The organism is Nonomuraea sp. B10E15 (genome assembly GCF_039871615.1).
In the GTDB taxonomy this organism is placed as follows: domain Bacteria; phylum Actinomycetota; class Actinomycetes; order Streptosporangiales; family Streptosporangiaceae; genus Nonomuraea.
Genome location: NZ_JBDPMB010000020.1, coordinates 139,906 through 155,315 on the forward strand (window position 1 = coordinate 139,906; position 15,410 = coordinate 155,315).

General features: G+C 73.4%; 16 protein-coding genes. 8 read left to right on the plus strand and 8 right to left on the minus strand.

Features of this window, described 5'->3' with window-relative positions; translation table 11 throughout:
- Positions 1 to 59 precede the first annotated feature (59 nt).
- Positions 60 to 182: a hypothetical protein gene (locus ABGB14_RS38495; RefSeq protein ID WP_347648788.1), complete on the plus strand. Its 123-nt coding sequence runs from the start codon at positions 60 to 62 to the stop codon at positions 180 to 182.
- Positions 183 to 275: 93 nt separating this feature from the next.
- Here the strand turns inward: ABGB14_RS38495 and ABGB14_RS38500 are convergent, their stop codons facing one another.
- Together ABGB14_RS38500 and ABGB14_RS38505 are read right to left on the minus strand one after the other, a co-directional pair.
- The gene (locus ABGB14_RS38500; protein WP_347648828.1) at positions 276 to 773 is read right to left on the minus strand and encodes a LysR substrate-binding domain-containing protein; all 498 of its coding nucleotides are present in this window, start codon (positions 771 to 773) and stop codon (positions 276 to 278) included.
- Positions 774 to 1,001: 228 nt separating this feature from the next.
- On the minus strand, positions 1,002 to 2,126 hold the full coding sequence (locus tag ABGB14_RS38505) for a hypothetical protein (protein WP_347648789.1): 1,125 nt from the start codon (positions 2,124 to 2,126) through the stop codon (positions 1,002 to 1,004).
- 85 nt (positions 2,127 to 2,211) lie between these two features.
- Here ABGB14_RS38505 and ABGB14_RS38510 point away from each other — a divergent pair, with 85 nt between their 5' ends.
- A complete protein-coding gene (locus ABGB14_RS38510) occupies positions 2,212 to 3,006 on the plus strand; it encodes a CocE/NonD family hydrolase (RefSeq protein ID WP_347648790.1) in 795 nt (264 codons plus the stop codon).
- Positions 2,996 to 3,361, plus strand: coding sequence for a CocE/NonD family hydrolase C-terminal non-catalytic domain-containing protein (locus ABGB14_RS38515; protein WP_347648829.1), 366 nt, complete (start codon positions 2,996 to 2,998; stop codon positions 3,359 to 3,361). The genes ABGB14_RS38510 and ABGB14_RS38515 overlap by 11 nt, the downstream gene beginning before the upstream one ends.
- Before the next feature lie 148 nt (positions 3,362 to 3,509).
- Here ABGB14_RS38515 and ABGB14_RS38520 read toward each other — a convergent pair whose 3' ends face one another.
- The 6 genes from ABGB14_RS38520 to ABGB14_RS38545 form a co-directional block, all read right to left on the minus strand.
- The gene (locus ABGB14_RS38520; RefSeq protein ID WP_347648791.1) at positions 3,510 to 4,196 is read right to left on the minus strand and encodes an N-acetylmannosamine-6-phosphate 2-epimerase; all 687 of its coding nucleotides are present in this window, start codon (positions 4,194 to 4,196) and stop codon (positions 3,510 to 3,512) included.
- Between the two features lie 118 nt (positions 4,197 to 4,314).
- The gene (locus ABGB14_RS38525; protein WP_347648792.1) at positions 4,315 to 5,217 is read right to left on the minus strand and encodes an ROK family protein; all 903 of its coding nucleotides are present in this window, start codon (positions 5,215 to 5,217) and stop codon (positions 4,315 to 4,317) included.
- On the minus strand, positions 5,214 to 5,930 hold the full coding sequence (locus tag ABGB14_RS38530) for a GntR family transcriptional regulator (RefSeq protein WP_347648793.1): 717 nt from the start codon (positions 5,928 to 5,930) through the stop codon (positions 5,214 to 5,216). Before ABGB14_RS38530 ends, ABGB14_RS38525 begins: the two co-directional genes overlap by 4 nt.
- Before the next feature lie 96 nt (positions 5,931 to 6,026).
- Positions 6,027 to 7,358 (minus strand): mannitol dehydrogenase family protein, encoded by a 1,332-nt coding sequence (locus ABGB14_RS38535; RefSeq protein ID WP_347648830.1) that lies wholly within the window; start codon positions 7,356 to 7,358, stop codon positions 6,027 to 6,029.
- A gap of 67 nt (positions 7,359 to 7,425) precedes the next feature.
- The gene (locus tag ABGB14_RS38540) at positions 7,426 to 8,199 is read right to left on the minus strand and encodes a 6-phosphogluconolactonase (protein ID WP_347648794.1); all 774 of its coding nucleotides are present in this window, start codon (positions 8,197 to 8,199) and stop codon (positions 7,426 to 7,428) included.
- Positions 8,196 to 9,458 carry an AGE family epimerase/isomerase gene (locus tag ABGB14_RS38545; protein ID WP_347648795.1) on the minus strand — a complete coding sequence of 421 codons (1,263 nt, stop codon included), beginning with the start codon at positions 9,456 to 9,458 and terminating at the stop codon, positions 8,196 to 8,198. Before ABGB14_RS38545 ends, ABGB14_RS38540 begins: the two co-directional genes overlap by 4 nt.
- 100 nt (positions 9,459 to 9,558) lie before the next feature.
- On the opposite strand from ABGB14_RS38545, the gene ABGB14_RS38550 reads away from it, so the two are divergent.
- From ABGB14_RS38550 to ABGB14_RS38570, 5 genes are all read left to right on the plus strand, one after another.
- Entirely contained in the window at positions 9,559 to 10,560 is a 1,002-nt protein-coding gene (locus ABGB14_RS38550; RefSeq protein ID WP_347648796.1) for a LacI family DNA-binding transcriptional regulator, read from the plus strand.
- A gap of 115 nt (positions 10,561 to 10,675) precedes the next feature.
- On the plus strand, positions 10,676 to 11,422 hold the full coding sequence (locus ABGB14_RS38555; protein ID WP_347648797.1) for a sugar isomerase domain-containing protein: 747 nt from the start codon (positions 10,676 to 10,678) through the stop codon (positions 11,420 to 11,422).
- A complete protein-coding gene (locus ABGB14_RS38560; protein ID WP_347648798.1) occupies positions 11,413 to 12,732 on the plus strand; it encodes a neutral/alkaline non-lysosomal ceramidase N-terminal domain-containing protein in 1,320 nt (439 codons plus the stop codon). Before ABGB14_RS38555 ends, ABGB14_RS38560 begins: the two co-directional genes overlap by 10 nt.
- Positions 12,729 to 13,862, plus strand: a complete 1,134-nt coding sequence (locus tag ABGB14_RS38565; RefSeq protein ID WP_347648799.1) for an amidohydrolase family protein — start codon at positions 12,729 to 12,731, stop codon at positions 13,860 to 13,862. The genes ABGB14_RS38560 and ABGB14_RS38565 overlap by 4 nt, the downstream gene beginning before the upstream one ends.
- Positions 13,863 to 13,894: 32 nt before the next feature.
- A complete protein-coding gene (locus ABGB14_RS38570; RefSeq protein ID WP_347648800.1) occupies positions 13,895 to 15,385 on the plus strand; it encodes a sodium:solute symporter family protein in 1,491 nt (496 codons plus the stop codon).
- Positions 15,386 to 15,410: the final 25 nt, after the last annotated feature.

Sequence of the window (15,410 nt, forward strand, 5' to 3'; positions counted from 1 at the left end):
ACGCCGTCACGCGCCGGCCCCATCGCGCGGGCGGCGTCGCCGGTGCCGGGCGGTTCGACGTGGACGACGTCCGCGCCCTGGTCGGCGAGCATGGACCCGGCCAGCGGCCCGGCGACGACGTGGGCGAACTCCACCACCTTCAGGCCGCGCAACTGCCCGCGCTGTTCAGAGGCCACGCATGAACTCCTTCGTCCTGGTCAACGGAAATTCATCGTGCATGGGTGGAGAAATGCGGGTCCAGCAGAACGACCGGATATATTCATGCGGTTCGTGCATCAGTGGTGAATCCACGTGGCGCCGGCCGGCACCTCCCGCCCTTCGGCGCGGGCCTCGTCCAGCAGGTCGAGGAACGCGGCGGCGGCCGGCGGCAGGGTCCGCCGGGCCCGCACCACGATGTCCAGTCGCCGCTCGACCGCGGGCCCGGTCAGCTCGCGGTGCACGACGTGCCCGGGCCCCAGCAGCGGCAGCACGAGGGCGGGCATCGCCGACACCCCGAGGCTGGCGGCGACCAGCCCGCCCACGGTCGCCACGTTGCCGGCCTCCGCCGCGGGCGTGACCACGGCCCCGGCCTGCTCGAACGCCGCGTCGGTGAGCCTGCGCACGCTCGGCTCGGGGCCGACGGCCAGGAACGGCTCGGCGGCCAGGTCCTCCCAGGTGACCTCGTCGCGCCCACGGTCGTGACGGCGAAGTCGGCGTCGCCGTTCAGCACCCTGCCGAGCACGGCGCGTTCTAGGCCGTCCATCAGAGCCTCCTGAGGGGACCGTCGCCTTCAGACGATGGGGGAATCGGGAGCGGGAGGGCTGCCAAGGCCCGGGCGTTCAGTGGCAGAACCTCGGACACCGTCGCCTCCTGCGGATAGGATTGTGCTCGTGCTTTCGGGCATCGGTCAGGGCTTGGCCGTCGTCTCCCGCGTAAGCGGGGCGAGAAGCCGCTTCCTCCAGGGAGCGGAGGAGTCACGATGCGCACGCTCACGTCCGGCCGCCTGCCGCGGAATGCGGAGATCATCCGGGGGAGCAGCACGGCCGCGACCGACGGGTGGGTGGCCATGGCGACCAGGCCGGACTCGCCGAGCCACCGGCCTGTTCGATCCGCTGATCCGGGGCATCCTGCGCCTGGCCAAGGACGATCCGCTGCGCATCGCCGTCGGCACCGCCGTCCTCACCATGTGCGTGGCCCTCGACGGCGACGGGGCCTCCACGTTCCTCATCACCGTCTCGGCCCTGCTGCCCGTCTACAAGCGGCTCGACATGAGCCCCCTCGTGCTGACCGGTGTCGTCTGCCTGGGCGCCGGCGTGATGAACATGGTCCCGTGGGGCGGCCCGACCGCCCGCGCGATGGCGGTGTTGAAGCTGGACAGCTCCGAGGTGTTCGCCCCCGTGCTGCCCGCCATGGCCGCGGGCATCGTCTGGGTGCTGGTGGCGGCGTACCTGATCGGGCTGCGGGAACGCCGCCGCCTGGGCACCGTGGGCCTGCCCGCCGAGCCCCGGACCCAGGCAGAGGTCCCGGCAGAGGTCCAGGCAGAGGTCCAGGCAGGGTCCGGGCCGGTACGCGGTGACGGGCCCGGCACGCGCCTCGCCCCCGAGCGCGGCGGCGCGGCCCTGACCGCGTTCAACCTCGTGCTCACCGTCGTGCTGCTGGTCGCGCTGGTCCTGCAGGTGATGCCGCTGCCGGTGCTGTTCGTCGTCGGCTTCGCGATCGCCGCCGTCGTCAACCTCCCCACCTGGGAGAAGCAGCAGGCGCTGCTCGACAAGCACGCCAGGAGCGTCGTCCTGGTCACCACCATGATCTTCGCGGCCGGCGTCTTCACCGGCATCCTCACCGGGACCAAGATGATCGACCAGATGGCCACCGCGTTCGTCGGGATCGTCCCCGACTCCTTCGGCGGCCACCTGCCGCTGCTCGTGGCGATCACCAGCATGCCGCTCAGCCTCGTCTTCACCCCCGACGCCTACTACTTCGGCGTGCTGCCCGTGCTGGCGCAGACCGCCGGCGGCTTCGGCATCGAGCCGGCCGAGATCGCCAGGGCCGCCATCCTCGGCCAGATGACCACCGGTTTCCCCCTCAGCCCGCTCACCGCGGCCACGTTCATCCTCGTCGGCATGAGCGGCGTGCAGCTCGGCCAGCACCAGCGCTTCATCTTCGGCTGGGCGTTCGCCACCACCGCCGTCATGACCGTCGTCGCACTCCTGACCGGCGCCATCTCGATCTATCGTGTACGACTACACCGCCTACGACGATCTCGTGAACGTCGGCGAGGCGGCCGCGTACTACGTCACCCGCGGCTACACCGCCGCCGTCTGCAACGCCCGCGGCTCCGGCGACTCGCCCGGCCACCTCGACCCGTTCAGCGGGCAGGAGCAACGCGACAACTACGACCTCATCGAGTGGCTGGCCGTGCAGCCCTGGTCCACCGGCAAGGTCGGGCAGATGGGGCTCAGTTACGGCGGCCACTCCACCCTCCTCGCCGCGGTGAACAAACCGCCCCACCTGGCCGCGATCATCCCCGTGAACGGCATCAGCGACTGGTACGAGAACACCATCTACCGCGGCGGCATCTACTCCGCCAGGATCCGAGGCTGGCAGCGCGAGACAACTCCCGAGACGCTGACGACCTACGCCCGGCACCCGCTCTACGACGACTTCTGGCGCGAACGCAGCGTCAAGGCCCGCTGGAAGGACCTCGACGTCCCGGTGCTGCAGATCGCCGGCTGGTTCGACAGGTACCGCGCGGCCATGGTGGAGAACTTCCGGGCCCGTCCCCGCAACGTCTGGCTGGTCGCCGGCCCCTGGGAGCACGGCTGGCCCGCCGGGCAGCCCGCCGACATCGGCAGGGGCGCGTACCTCGCCTGGTGGGACCGCTGGCTCGCCGGACGCCGGGACGTTCCCATGCCCGCCGGCAAGGTCACGTCCCACGAGATCTCGGGGACCGCGGCGAGCGGCACCGGCTTACGAGCGCCTGGCGTTCCAGACGGAGCCGTACGCGTCGGACGTCGTCCTGGCCGGTGACGTCACGGCGAAGGTCCGGGCCGCCTTCAGCGCCACCGACGGCAACATCGCGGTCGTGGTCGAGGACGTCGCCCCCGACGGCACGGCCGTCCGCATCACCCAGGGCTGGCTCAAGGCCGGCCACCGCTTCGGGCACCATCGCGCGGTGCCGGTCCGCCCCGGCAAGACGTACGACCTGGAGATCCGCACCTGGCCGACGCACTACCGGCTCCCGGCCGGGCACAGCCTGCGGGTCACCGTGTCCAGCGACGACTACCCGGAGATCGACTCCGACGCTCCCGAGGGCCGGGTCGACCTGCGCGTCGGCCGCGGCGGCACCACGATCGAGCTGACCACCTGGAACCGGCGGACGTGAGCCGTTCCCTCGGCCGGCCCGCCCGCGGTTCCTCACACCACACCGACACCGGCGCGGGCGGCCGGCGGCCGGCGCCGGCCCGTCTCGACCGGCCCGTCACGATCGCGGTCACGGGCCGGTGGCCAGGAGGTGGGGAGCGGGCTGGAGGTCAGGGCCGGGCCTTCTCCAGGCCCTGGGCGAAACGCCGGGTGATGTCGGCGGGGCGGGTGATCGCGCCGCCGATGACGACGGCGTGCGCGCCCAGTTCGATCGCCCGGGCGGCCTGGCCGGGGGTGCCGATCCTGCCCTCGGCGAAGACCGGGACGTCCAGGCTGCCCGCCAGCACGGCCACCAGCTCCAGATCCGGCCCGTCAGGAGGCGGTGAGGCGGACGCGTAGCCCGACAGGGTCGTCGAGACGCAGTCGGCGCCGAGCTCGGCGGCGGCCAGGCCCTCCTCGGCGGCGGAGACGTCGGCCATGACGAGCGCCCCCGCCCGGTGTACGCCGGCGATCGTCTCCGCCAGGCCCCGGCCGTCGGGGCGGGGGCGGGAGGTGGCGTCGACCGCCACGATGTCCGCTCCCGCCCGCGCCACCGCCAGGGCGTGCCGGAGCGTGGGCGTGATGTAGACGTCACCGTCGCCGTCCTTCCACAGGCCGATCATCGGGACGGACACGGCCGCGCGGACGGCCTCGACGTCGGCCGGGCCGTTGATCCGCACTCCGGCCGCGCCGCCCAGGACGGCGGAGCGCGCCATCGCGCTCATGAACTGCGGCCCGTGCAGCGGCTCGCCCTCGTAGGCCTGGCAGGAGACCACCAGGCCGCCGCGCAGGAGCCCGAACACCTCGCCGTCGGTCATGCTCTTCCTTTCGCCACGGCGAGCGCGCCCGCCGGATCAGTGCGGTCGCGTCCCGGGTCCGGGGTCCGCTCGTGCCGGTCCTGGAGGGGCCTCATCCGCGCGCCGCCCCGGCACGGGCTCATCGGCGTGCCCGTTCTGCTTCCGCGGCGGCAGCGGCGGCGCCCACCAGTACCGCGTCGTCCCCGAGACGGGCGGTGACCACGGGAACGTCGGCCAGGACGGGCAGGACGCCGGCGGCCAGCGCGGCGCGCAGCGGGGCCAGGTAGAGCTCTCCGGCGGCCAGCACCCCGCCCCCGAGGATCACCACGTCCGGGTCCCAGACGTTCACGACGCCGGCCAGGGCCCTGCCCAGGGCACGTCCGCCGCGCGCCAGCACGCCGAGCGCGTCCGCGTCGCCCTCCCCGGCCGCCCCCACCACCCGCCGCAGGTCAGCGCGCAGGCCACGACCTCGCTCACGGTCCAGGGCGGCTGTCATGGCGGGCCCGCTGGCGACGGCCTCGACGTGGCCTTCGGCGCCGCACGAGCACGCCAGGCCCGCCGCCTCGGGGACAGGTACGTGCCCGACGTGGCCGGCGGCTCCGCGGACGCCGGTCACGACGCGGCCGTCCAGGGCGAGGGCTCCGCCGATGCCGGTGCCCACGGTGACGCCCAGGGCCGCCCGCCACGGGGAGCCCGCCAGCTCGCCGGCGAGGAACGCGTGCACGTCGTTGCGCACCAGCACGGGCAGGTCCAGCTCGGTCTCCAGCAGCTGGGCCAGCGGCGTGCCCGCCCAGTCGCGGATCGCGTCCGTCGCTCCGGCGATCTTCCTGCCGGCCGGGTCGACGACTCCCGCCGTTCCCACCCCGGCGCAGGTGACGCCGTCCAGGCCCAGCTCGCGGGCCAGTCGCGCCGCGGCCCGCACGACCGCCCCCGGTCCCTGCGCGGCCGGTGTCGGAGCGTACGCCCGGCGGAGGACCGTCCCCTCCGGCGTCACCAGCCCGGCGGCGATCTTGGTTCCGCCGATGTCGATGCCCAGCCTCACGTCCCGCGCCCCCTCGCGATCGACAGCCGGTAGTCGTAACGATCGGCGCGGTACAGGCTGACGGCCCGCTCCACCGCCCGGCCGCGCGCGTCGTGCGTCACCCGCGAGACCCGCAGCGCCGGGAAGTTGTTGGGCACGCCCAGCAGTTCGGCCTGCTCACGGTTGACGACCGTGGCCGAGATGGTCTGGTCGGCGTGCTCGGGAGCGGCGCCCGCCGCCTCCAGCACGGCGTACAGGCTCTCGACGTGTCCCCGTGCGACGAGGTCCGGCACCAGGTGCTCGGGGACCCAGGCGTTCTCCAGGCACATCGGCTCGCCGTCGGCGGTGCGCAGCCGGGTGACGTGCACGACCGGCGTGCCCGGCTCCAGGAACAGGTCGCGGGCCACGTCGATCTCGGCGGGCTCGCTCTCCAGCACGAGCAGCCGGCCGCCCGGCTTCATGCGCCTGGCCCTGATGTCCTCGCTGAACGAGCTGAACGTCAGCGACTTCGTGATCTTCCCGGAGTCGGCGACGAACGTGCCCGCCCCCTGGACCCGGTAGACGCGGCCGTCACGAGCCAGGCCCTCCATGGCCTGGCGCACCGTCATGCGGCTGACGTTGTACTGCTGCATCAGCTCGCGCTCGCTCGGCAGCGGGTCGTGCGGCGCCATCCGCGCCTCGATGAGGTCGGTGAGGACGCGCCGGAGCGTTTCGTACTTGGTCTCCTGCGTCATCCCCTGGCCGCCCTTCGAAGTGGTCCGTACCACTGGAAGGGAATCTTGGCCGCTGGGGGAGTGATGTGTCAAACGTTCCGGTATAGGTCCGTACCACTACGTGAGTGCGCGCAGAGTGGCGGGCAGGCCGCCGGCGTCGAGCCGCTCCAGGCAGTCGGTGACCAGCGTGCGGAAGACCCGGTCGCCGGGGAGATCGGCGCCGAAGATCTCCTCGATCGCCAGCAGGCGGTTCACGGTCGCCGCGGCGGAGGCCCTCTCGTCGCCGCGCAGCCGGTCGGCCAGCGGGTCGGTGAGCTCGCGGGCCGTGGTGACGTACCGCATCCACCCGGCCACGGCCAGCGCGATCCAGCGGGGCTCGTGCCCGCCCGCCAGCCTCTCGCGGGCCGGGTCGAGCAGGCGCTGGGGCACCTTCTGCGAGCCGTCCACCGCGATCTGCGCGACGCGGTGCCGCAGGCCGGGGTTGGCGAACCTGGCCAGCAACGACTCCTTGTACCGCGTGAGGTCGAAACCTTCCAGCCCGTCCAGGGTGGGCGAGAGGTCGTCGTCCATCAGCCGGCGCAGGAACCCGGCGAACACGGGATCGCCCACGGCCTCGGACACGTGCGCCGCGCCCGACAGGTAGGCGATGGCCGAATGGCTGCCGTTGAGCAGGCGCAGCTTCATGCGTTCGTACGGCCGGACGTCTCCCACCAGCAGCGCGCCCGCCCGATCCCACGCGGGCCGGTCACCGGCGAAACGATCCTCGATCACCCACTGCGTGAACGGCTCGGTGACGACCGCGCCCAGGTCGGTCACGCCGAGCCTGGCGGCCATGTCGTCCAGGTCGGCCTGCGTGGTCGCGGGAACGATCCGGTCCACCATGGAGGCGGGGAAGGTCACGTTCTCCGCGACCCAGGCGAGCAGCGGAGGCTCGCACAGGTCCGCCACGAGCGCGGCGAGGGTGGCGCCGTTGCCGGGCAGGTTGTCGCAGGAGATGACGGTGAGCGGGCCCGCGTCCGCGGCGGCCCGGGCACCCAGCCCGGCGACGAGCCTGCCGATCGCGCCCCGCGGATCGCGCCGGTACGCCCGCTCCGTGATCGTCAGCGTCACCACCGACGTCTCCGGGGCGCTCAGCCGGGCCGCCAGGTCGTCACCGGGGGCGAGCACCTCGCGTAGGGAGCCGACCACGCGGGCCTCCTCGCCGGCGCGCACGCCGTACAGGCAGTCCTGGGGGCGGAGCCGGTCGGCCACGTCGGCGCTGCGCTGGCTGGCCCCGCAGATGCCCCAGCGGTCGTCGCCGGTCGCGGCCATGGCGCGCTCGGTGTAGATCGCCTGGTGGGCCCGGTGGAAGGCGCCGATGCCCAGGTGCACGACCCCGGTCGCGCGCGGCTCCGCGAGCGGGCGCGCGGCCGGCGCGACCCTGGACAGGGTGGCGCGGCTGAGCCTCACCAAGAGCGCACGCTCCCGCCGGCGACGCTCATCGGCACGCCTCCCGGAGGAGCGCCGCCCGTGATGCTCACCGGTAGGCCTCCAGGTCGGCGAAGAGGGTGCAGGCCGGGTGGGTGCGCAGGACGGAGGCGGGGCAGCTCTCGCTGATCGGCCCGTCGAGCGCGGCGGCGAGCGCGGCCCTCTTGTTCGCGCCGGGCACGGTGGCGACCAGCGTGCGCGCGGCCATCAGCGCGGGAACGGTCAGCGTGATCGCCCGCTCGGGCACGTCCGCGAGCGTGGCGAAGCACCCGTCGCTGACCTGCTGCCGCCGGCAGTCCTCGTCCAGCTCGACCACCTTGACCGCGAGGGGGTCGGCGAAGTCGGCCACCGGCGGGTCGTTGAACGCCAGGTGGCCGTTGTCGCCGATGCCCAGGCAGACCAGGTCGATCGGGGCGCTGCCGAGGAGCGCGGCGTAGCGGGAGCTCTCCGCCTCCGGGTCGTCGCCGGGCTCGATCACGTGGACCGCGCCCGGCCGTACGGACTCCCAGAGTTCGTGGCGGAGGAAACGGCCGAACCGCTGGGGCGCGTCCGCGGGCAGGCCGATGTACTCGTCCATGTGGAAGACGGCGACCCTGGACCAGTCGATCCCCTCGGCCGCGCGCAGCCCGGCCAGCGTCTCCCGCTGCGAGGGGGCGGCCGCGAAGATGACCCTGGCCTCGTCGCGGGCGGCGAGCGCCGTGCGCAACGCCGCGGCCGCGGCCCGTCCGGCGGCGGCGCCGGACCGCGCCCGGTCGCTGTAGATCCGGACCTCGAGGTGTCCGGCCACCCGTTCGATCACGGGGTCCGTGTTCGTGGCCGTCACGGCCGGCCTCCCTGGGAGCGGAGCTCGATGATCTGCATGAGGTTCCTGGTGATGTGGTACGGGTCCTTGACCGGCAGGGCGACGACCTCGTCGAAGGGAGCCCCGGCCCGGTCCCTGATCTGGATCCACTCCGCGCCGTCCGCTCCGCCGGGGAACGTGCGGAGCGTGTAGTCCCAGATCCGGTCGAACCAGCCGGCCGCCTCCCGGTCGCCGTAACGTTCGGCCGCCAGCCGGGTGGTGTAGGCGGCTTCCGTGTGGACCCACCACAGCTTGGTCGACCAGGTCCGCCTGACCAGGTCTTCGTACGGCCCTCCGGCGGGCCGCCCCGAGACGCCGACGTAGCGGAACAGCCCGCCGTGCTCGTCGTCCCACCCGGCGGCGCACAGTGCGGAGACGCTGGCGAGCAGGTCGCCGTGGTCGCCGGTCTCGCCGAGCGACTCGCCCGCCTCCAGCGCCATCCAGATCCCCTCCAGCGCGTGGCCGGGCGTGCGGTGCCTGGCCAGGACGGTGTCGCGCATGCCGGGATCGGCCACGAAGGTCTCGGTGAACAGGCCGCCGTCCTCCCGGTGCGCGAGCACGGCGCGGCGCGCGGCGCGCAACTCGTCCGCGTGGGGGTTGGTCCGGTCCGCGGACGCCGCCTGGTGCGCGCGTGCCTGGTCGAGCCTGGCGTTGAGGACGATCATGCGGGCGCCGAACCCCGAGCAGCCGGGCGGCAGCGGGTACGGCGGGGTCGGGGGATCGCCGGCCTCCACGTCGTCCGCGATCCGCTGGACGATCACGTCGATCGTGGGGAGGTGGGCGGGCGAGCCGGTGTAGCGGGTGAGCTCGGCGAGCCCCATGGCGACGAAGGCGTCGGCGAAGATGCTGCGCTCCGCGGGCAGCGGCAGGCCCTGCTCGTCGAGCGCCGTCCCGCCCCGCCGGCCGAGGACGTAGGCGCACCGGCCGTCGGGGCCGACGGCGTGGTCGAGCAGGAAGGACGCGCCGCGTTCCGCGTGCCGGACGAGCGTGCCGGCGTCGGCGCCCAGCTCGCCCGGCGAGAGCAGGCCGCGGTCGGCGAGCCGGGCGGCGCGGGCGAGCAGCCAGACGAAACGCCCCTGGGACCAGGTGAACTTGTTCGTGGACAGCAGGCGCCGGCCGCGGTTGTCGAAGCAGGTGAAGAACCCGCCGTGCTCGGCGTCGATGCCGTTCCCGAGCCAGAACGGGAGGATGACGTCCTCGAGCTGCCTGCGGGCGACCTGCTCGGGCTGCTCCGAACCCATGCCGTCCTTTCCTGAGGAACAATGAAAGCGATTGCATTGATTCTTGCTCCGCTAGAGTACTTCGGTCAAGCCGGGGCGAGCCGATGCCGAGGAGCGCGGGTTGAGCAAGCCGACGATCTACTCCATCGCCCAGCGGTGCGGCGTCTCCGCGGCTACCGTGTCGCGGGTCTTCAACCGCCCCGAGCTGGTCAGCCGGCAGGTCAGGGAGCAGGTGACGGCCGTCGCCCGGGAGCTCGGCTACCTGCCCAACCCGGCCGCGCGCGGGCTGGTCACGGGCCGGGCCGAGACGATCGGGCTGATCGTCTCCGACATCACCAACCCGTTCTTCCCGCTGCTGGTGCGCTCGATCCAGCGTACGGCGGAGCGGATGGGGAGCTCGGTCATGCTGGTCGACGCGGAGGAGAGCGCGGCGGCCGAGGTGAGACACGTCGCCCGGCTGCGCGGCAGGGTGGACGGGGTGATCGTGGCCTCGCCGCGCTCGTCGTCGGCGGCGTTGCGCGAGGCCGCGAAAGGGCTTCCCTGCGTCCTGCTCAACCGCCCGCTGCGCGACCTGTCCTCGGTGATCTGCGACAACACCAGCGCGCTCTTCGACGCGGGCGAGCACCTCCACAAGCACGGTCACCGCTCGTTCGCGCTGCTCGCCGGGCCGAGCGCGTCGTGGGCCGCGGCCCGGCGCTCGCAGGCGATCCGCGGGTGGGCGCGGGGCCGCGGGGTCGAGCTGACGGAGCTCGGGCCGTTCCGCGCGACGTTCAAGGGCGGCAGGCAGGCGGGCGCCGCGCTGCTGGAGACGGACGCCACGGCCGCGTTCGCCTTCGACGACCTCACCGCGTGCGGAGTGCTCGCCGAGCTGGCCGGGCGGGGCGTCGCCGTGCCCGGCGACCGCAGCGTCGTCGGCTGTGACGACGTGCTGCTCGCCAGGACCGTGACGCCGAGCCTGACCACGGTGACCGCGCCGATGGACGATCTCGGCGCCACCGCGGTCCAGGTGCTGACCAGGCAGATCGAGGCGCCGGGCGGTGCGCCGGAGCACCACAGGCTGCCCGGCGTGTTCGTCGCGCGCGACTCCACGGGGCACTCCAGAGTGCCGCGGTCCACCTCTTGACCGGGGTTCGGTCGTAGTCTTGAATGCCTGCAATCGCTTTCATCGGTCATGAGGAGCTTGCAGGGTGCGAAACGGACGGCCAAACGGACGGCCAAACGGACGGCACGCGTCGCTCATGCGGACGTACGCCGAGCAGGTCACGGGCCTGATCGGCAGGATCGAAACCGAGGAGGCCGGCGCCATCGAGGCGGCGGCGGAGCTCATCGCCGACCACATCACCGGGGCGGACCGGCTGCTCTACGTCTACGGCCCCGGCGGGCACTCGAACCTCGCCGCGCAGGAAGTGTTCTTCCGCGCGGGCGGCCTGGTCAACGTCAGCGCGATCCTCGACGAGGGCACGCTGCTGTCCGGTGGCGCGCTGCGCTCGATGGCCATCGAGCGGACCCCCGGTTACGGTCGCGTCGTCATCGAGGACAACCGGCTCGGCGCGGGCGACCTGCTCATCCTCGTCAACGCCTACGGCATCAACGCCGCGCTCATCGACGCCGCGCTGACCGCCCGCGAGCGCGGCGTCGCCGTCCTCGGTGTCTCCTCCAGGGAGCACGCCGACCGGACCGCGCCCGATCATCCGGCCAGGCACCCCACCGGGCAGAACCTGCACGACCTCGTCGATCTGCACATCGACACGAAGGTGCCGGTCGGCGACGCCGTACTCGAGATCGAGGGGGTGCCCGAGCGGGTCGGCGCCATCTCGACGTTCGCCAACGCGTACACGCTCAACTGCGTCATGGCCGCCGCGATCGCCGAGCTGGCCGAGCGCGGCACCGTTCCGGAGATCTGGCGCAGCGGGAACGCGCCGGGCGGCGACGAGCGCAACGCGCTCTTCCTCGACCGCTTCCGGGGGCGGGTCCGGTGGTTGTGACAGGGGAGGGCCTGCTCGCCGGGGCCGCGGTCGCCGACATCACGCCGCGGCCCGGCGGTTCGCTCGCCGGTTACGCCGCCAGGACCTCCCCGTCCACGGAGGTGCACGATCCGCTGCTGGCCACCGCCGTGGCGGTCTCCGACGGCACGACCACGTCCGTCGTGATCTGCGCCGATCTCGTCGCTCTCGACCCGGACACCACCCGGCACATCGCCGGCGACCTGCGCGACAGCACGGGCATCCCGGAGGAGCGGGTGGCCGTGGCGGTGACGCACACGCACGCCGGGCCCGCGGTGACCAGGGGCGGCATCGGCGGCGTCGCCGACCCTTCGTACGTCCGGCACGCCCGCTCGCGGATCGTCGCCGCGGGGGAGGCCGCGCTCGACGCCATGACCCCCGCCGTGCTCCGCCGCGGCAGCGGCACGCTCGACGGCGTCGCGAGCAACCGGCGCGGCGGGACCCTCACCGACCCCGTGGTCCCCGTCGTACGGCTGGAGCGCGAGGACGGCGAGCCCATCGCCACCGTCTTCTCCTACGCCTGCCACCCGGTGACGCTCGGCCCCGACAACCTCCAGATCACCGCCGACTGGCCCGGGTACGCGCGGCGGCACGTGGAGTCCGGGGCCGGCGGCGTGGCCGTGTTCCTCCAAGGTTGCTGCGGCCAGCTGAACACCGGGCACACCGCGATCGACAGCCTGCGCGGCGCCGGGCCACGGCCGGGCAGGACCTTCGAGGCCGCGGAACGGATCGGGACCCTGGTGGGCGAGGCCGTGCTCGGCACCGCGACACGACCACTCGCAGCCCGGCCCGCCGGGTCGCCCGCCGGGTCGCCCACCGGGTCGTCCACCGGGTCGGGGCGGGTGTCGGTGGCCGCCGCGCGGGTCGAGTTGCCGCTCGGCGAGCCCCTCCCGCCCGACCGGCTGCGGGAGCTCGCGGACGAGCCCGGCGGCATCTGGGCGGCGTGGGCGCGTGCCCAGCTGACCGGCACCGGGCCGGCGGCGGTCGAGGTGCAGGTCGCCGTGCACCGGTGGGGCGGCGTGCCGCTGGTGTTCCTGCCCGGCGAGCCGTTCGTCGAGTTCGCCGTGGAGCTGCGCGCCGCGCTCGGCGATCCCGGGCTGCTCGTCGCCGGCTACACGGGCGGGGTCCCCGGCTACCTGCCCTACCCGGAGACGCACTACGAGGCGGGCGGCTACGAGATCTGCGAGGCCCACAGGGCCTACGGGCTGCGCGCCGCGTTCACGCCCGAGGCCGGCCACCTGGTCATGGCCGCCGCCAGGGCCCTGGCAGGGGAGGCGGGGGAGGCACGGTGAGCGTCGAAGGCAGGCTCGCGGACGGGCGTCCCGTCCGCGTCGATCTGGACGGACCGCGGATCGCCACGGTCACCGAGCTCCGTGACGCGCCCGACGTGCTCATCCTCCCCGGCCTGGTGGACATCCAGGTCAACGGGTACGGCGGGCGTGACTTCAACGCCGACGACCTGTCGGCCGGCGACGTGGCCGAGCTGGTCCGCGAGTTGTGGCGGCACGGCACCACGACGGTGTGCCCCACGGTCATCACCGCGCCGGAAGACAAGATCGTCAGGAACCTCCGCGTGATCGCGGCGGCCCGCGAGGCCGATCCGCTGGTCCGGCACGCCATACCGGCCCTGCACATCGAGGGTCCCTGCCTGGCGGCCGAGGACGGGCCGCGGGGCGCGCACGACGCCGCGCACCTGCGGGATCCCGATCTCGCCGAGTTCGGGCGCTGGCAGGAGGCGAGCGGCGGGCTGGTGCGGATCGTCACGCTGGCTCCCGAGCGGGCGGGCGCCGTCCCCTACATCGCCGAGCTCTCCCGGCGGAACGTCATCGTGTCCATCGGGCACACGGCGGCCGCGCCCGCCGGCATCCGGGCTGCCGTGCGGGCGGGCGCGCGGCTCTCCACCCACCTCGGCAACGGCGCCCACGCGGTGATCCGCCGGCACCCCAACTACATCTGGGCGCAGCTCGCCGAGGACCGGCTCGCCGCGACGTTCATCGCGGACGGGCACCACCTGCCGGCCGACACGTTCACCGCGATGGTGCGGGCCAAGGGGACCGCCCGCGCGCTGCTGGTCAGCGACTCGGTCGCGCTGGCCGGTTGCTCTCCGGGCGACTACACGACCCCGGTCGGCGGCCGGATCACCGTACGCGGGGACGGCCGGGTGACGTTGCCGGGGAGCGAGCTGCTGGCCGGTTCCGGAAGCTCGCTGATCGAGTGCGTCGCATGGGCGGTCACCCACACGGAGATCGACCTCGGCACCGCGCTGCGCCTGGCCGCGGCGAACCCGGCCCGGCTGCTCGGAGCCGAGTGCGGCCGGATCGAGCCCGGCGCGCCCGCCGATCTGATCGTCACCACGTCCGATATATCCGACCTGTCCGTCCTGCGCACCTTCGTGAACGGCGTGCCCGTCCACGGCGCCTGACCCCCTCCCCACCCCCCGACCTGGGAGATCTCATGGGCTTTCTCGACTGGCTAGTGATCTGCGGCTACTTCGTGGTGATGATCGCGATCGGTGTCTGGGCGAAATCCCGCATCCGTGACGCCAAGGACTTCTTCACCGCCGGAGGCAGAATGCCCTGGTGGTTGTCCGGCATCTCCCACCACATGTCGGGCTACAGCTCCGCGGTGTTCGTCGGCTACGCGGCCATCGCCTACACCGCCGGATTCACCCTGTACGTCTGGTGGGCGATCGGCATCACGTTCGCGATGCTGGTCGGATCGGTGCTGTTCGCGCCGCGCTGGCCACGGCTGCGGCAGCGGCTCGGGATCATCTCGCCGCTGGAATACCTCGCGACCCGCTACAACGTGCCGGCGCAGCAGGTACTCGCATGGAGCGGCACCGCGCTGAAGGTCTTCGACGTGGGAGCCAAGTGGGCGGCGACCGCGCTGCTGCTCCAGGTGTTCGCGGGCGTGCCGATCGCCTGGGGCGTGCTGCTCACCGGCGGGGTCACGCTGATCTACTCGACGATCGGCGGGTTGTGGGCCGACGCGCTCACCGACCTGGGCCAGTTCGTCATCCAGCTCGTCGCGGGGATCACGCTGTTCGTCGCGGTGCTCGCCCAGCTCGGCGGCGTGTCCGCGATCTGGACGCTGTGGGACAGGCTTCCCGAAGGGCACGGCCAGCCGTTCAACGGCACGTACACCATGGGATTCGTCCTGGTCTACCTGCTGATCAACACGCTCTCCTACAACGGCGGGACCTGGAACCTCGCCCAGCGCTTCATCGCCGCGCCGACCGGCGAGTCGGCCAGGCGCGCCGCGCTGTTCTCCGCGGGCCTCTACCTCTTCTGGCCCCTCGTGCTGTTCTTCCCGATGTGGGCCGCACCGGTCCTGCTGCCCGGCCTGGCCGAGCCCGACCAGTCGTACGCGCTGCTGACCCAGCAGCTGCTGCCGGGCGGGCTCATCGGTCTCGTGCTCGCCGGGATGTTCGCGCACACGATGGCGATGACGTCCTCCGACGCCAACGCCATCTCCTCGGTGGTGATCAGGGACATCATCCCCGCGGTCTGGAAGCGGGCGAACCGGCTGTCGTCCGCGTCCGAGCTGCTGGCCGGCCGGGTCTCCACGTTCCTGTTCATCGCGCTGTCGATGGGCATCGCGCTCGGCGCGGACAGCTTCGGCGGCGTGCTGGGCCTGCTGATCCTCTGGTTCGGCGCGCTGGTCGGCCCGATCGCCATCCCGATGTTGCTCGGCATGTTGCCGATGTTCCGCCGCAGCGGTCCCGCGGCCGCGATCGGCTCGTGGGCGACCGGGCTCGTGGTCTTCGCGCTGCTGAAGTACGTCTTCCCGGGCCAGAGCCAGACCGTGGAGGTGGCCGCCCCGGTCCTGTCGGCGCTGGTGGTGTTCGTGCTGGTCGGCCTGGTCGCTCCCGCGCGCGACGCCGAGGCCGACGAGCTGGTCGACTCGCTGAACACCGAGCAGCCCGAGACCGCCCCGAGCCGGTGAACGGCCGTACGGGGTGGACGCCGTG

Coding starts and splice junctions, on each gene's coding strand:
- ABGB14_RS38520 (WP_347648791.1), bottom strand. CDS start 4,196: ATGACCGACGGCGAGGTGTTCGGGCTCCTGCGCGGCGGCCTGGTGGTC.
- ABGB14_RS38530 (WP_347648793.1), bottom strand. CDS start 5,930: ATGACGCAGGAGACCAAGTACGAAACGCTCCGGCGCGTCCTCACCGAC.
- ABGB14_RS38545 (WP_347648795.1), bottom strand. CDS start 9,458: ATGGGTTCGGAGCAGCCCGAGCAGGTCGCCCGCAGGCAGCTCGAGGAC.
- ABGB14_RS38555 (WP_347648797.1), top strand. CDS start 10,676: ATGCGGACGTACGCCGAGCAGGTCACGGGCCTGATCGGCAGGATCGAA.
- ABGB14_RS38570 (WP_347648800.1), top strand. CDS start 13,895: ATGGGCTTTCTCGACTGGCTAGTGATCTGCGGCTACTTCGTGGTGATG.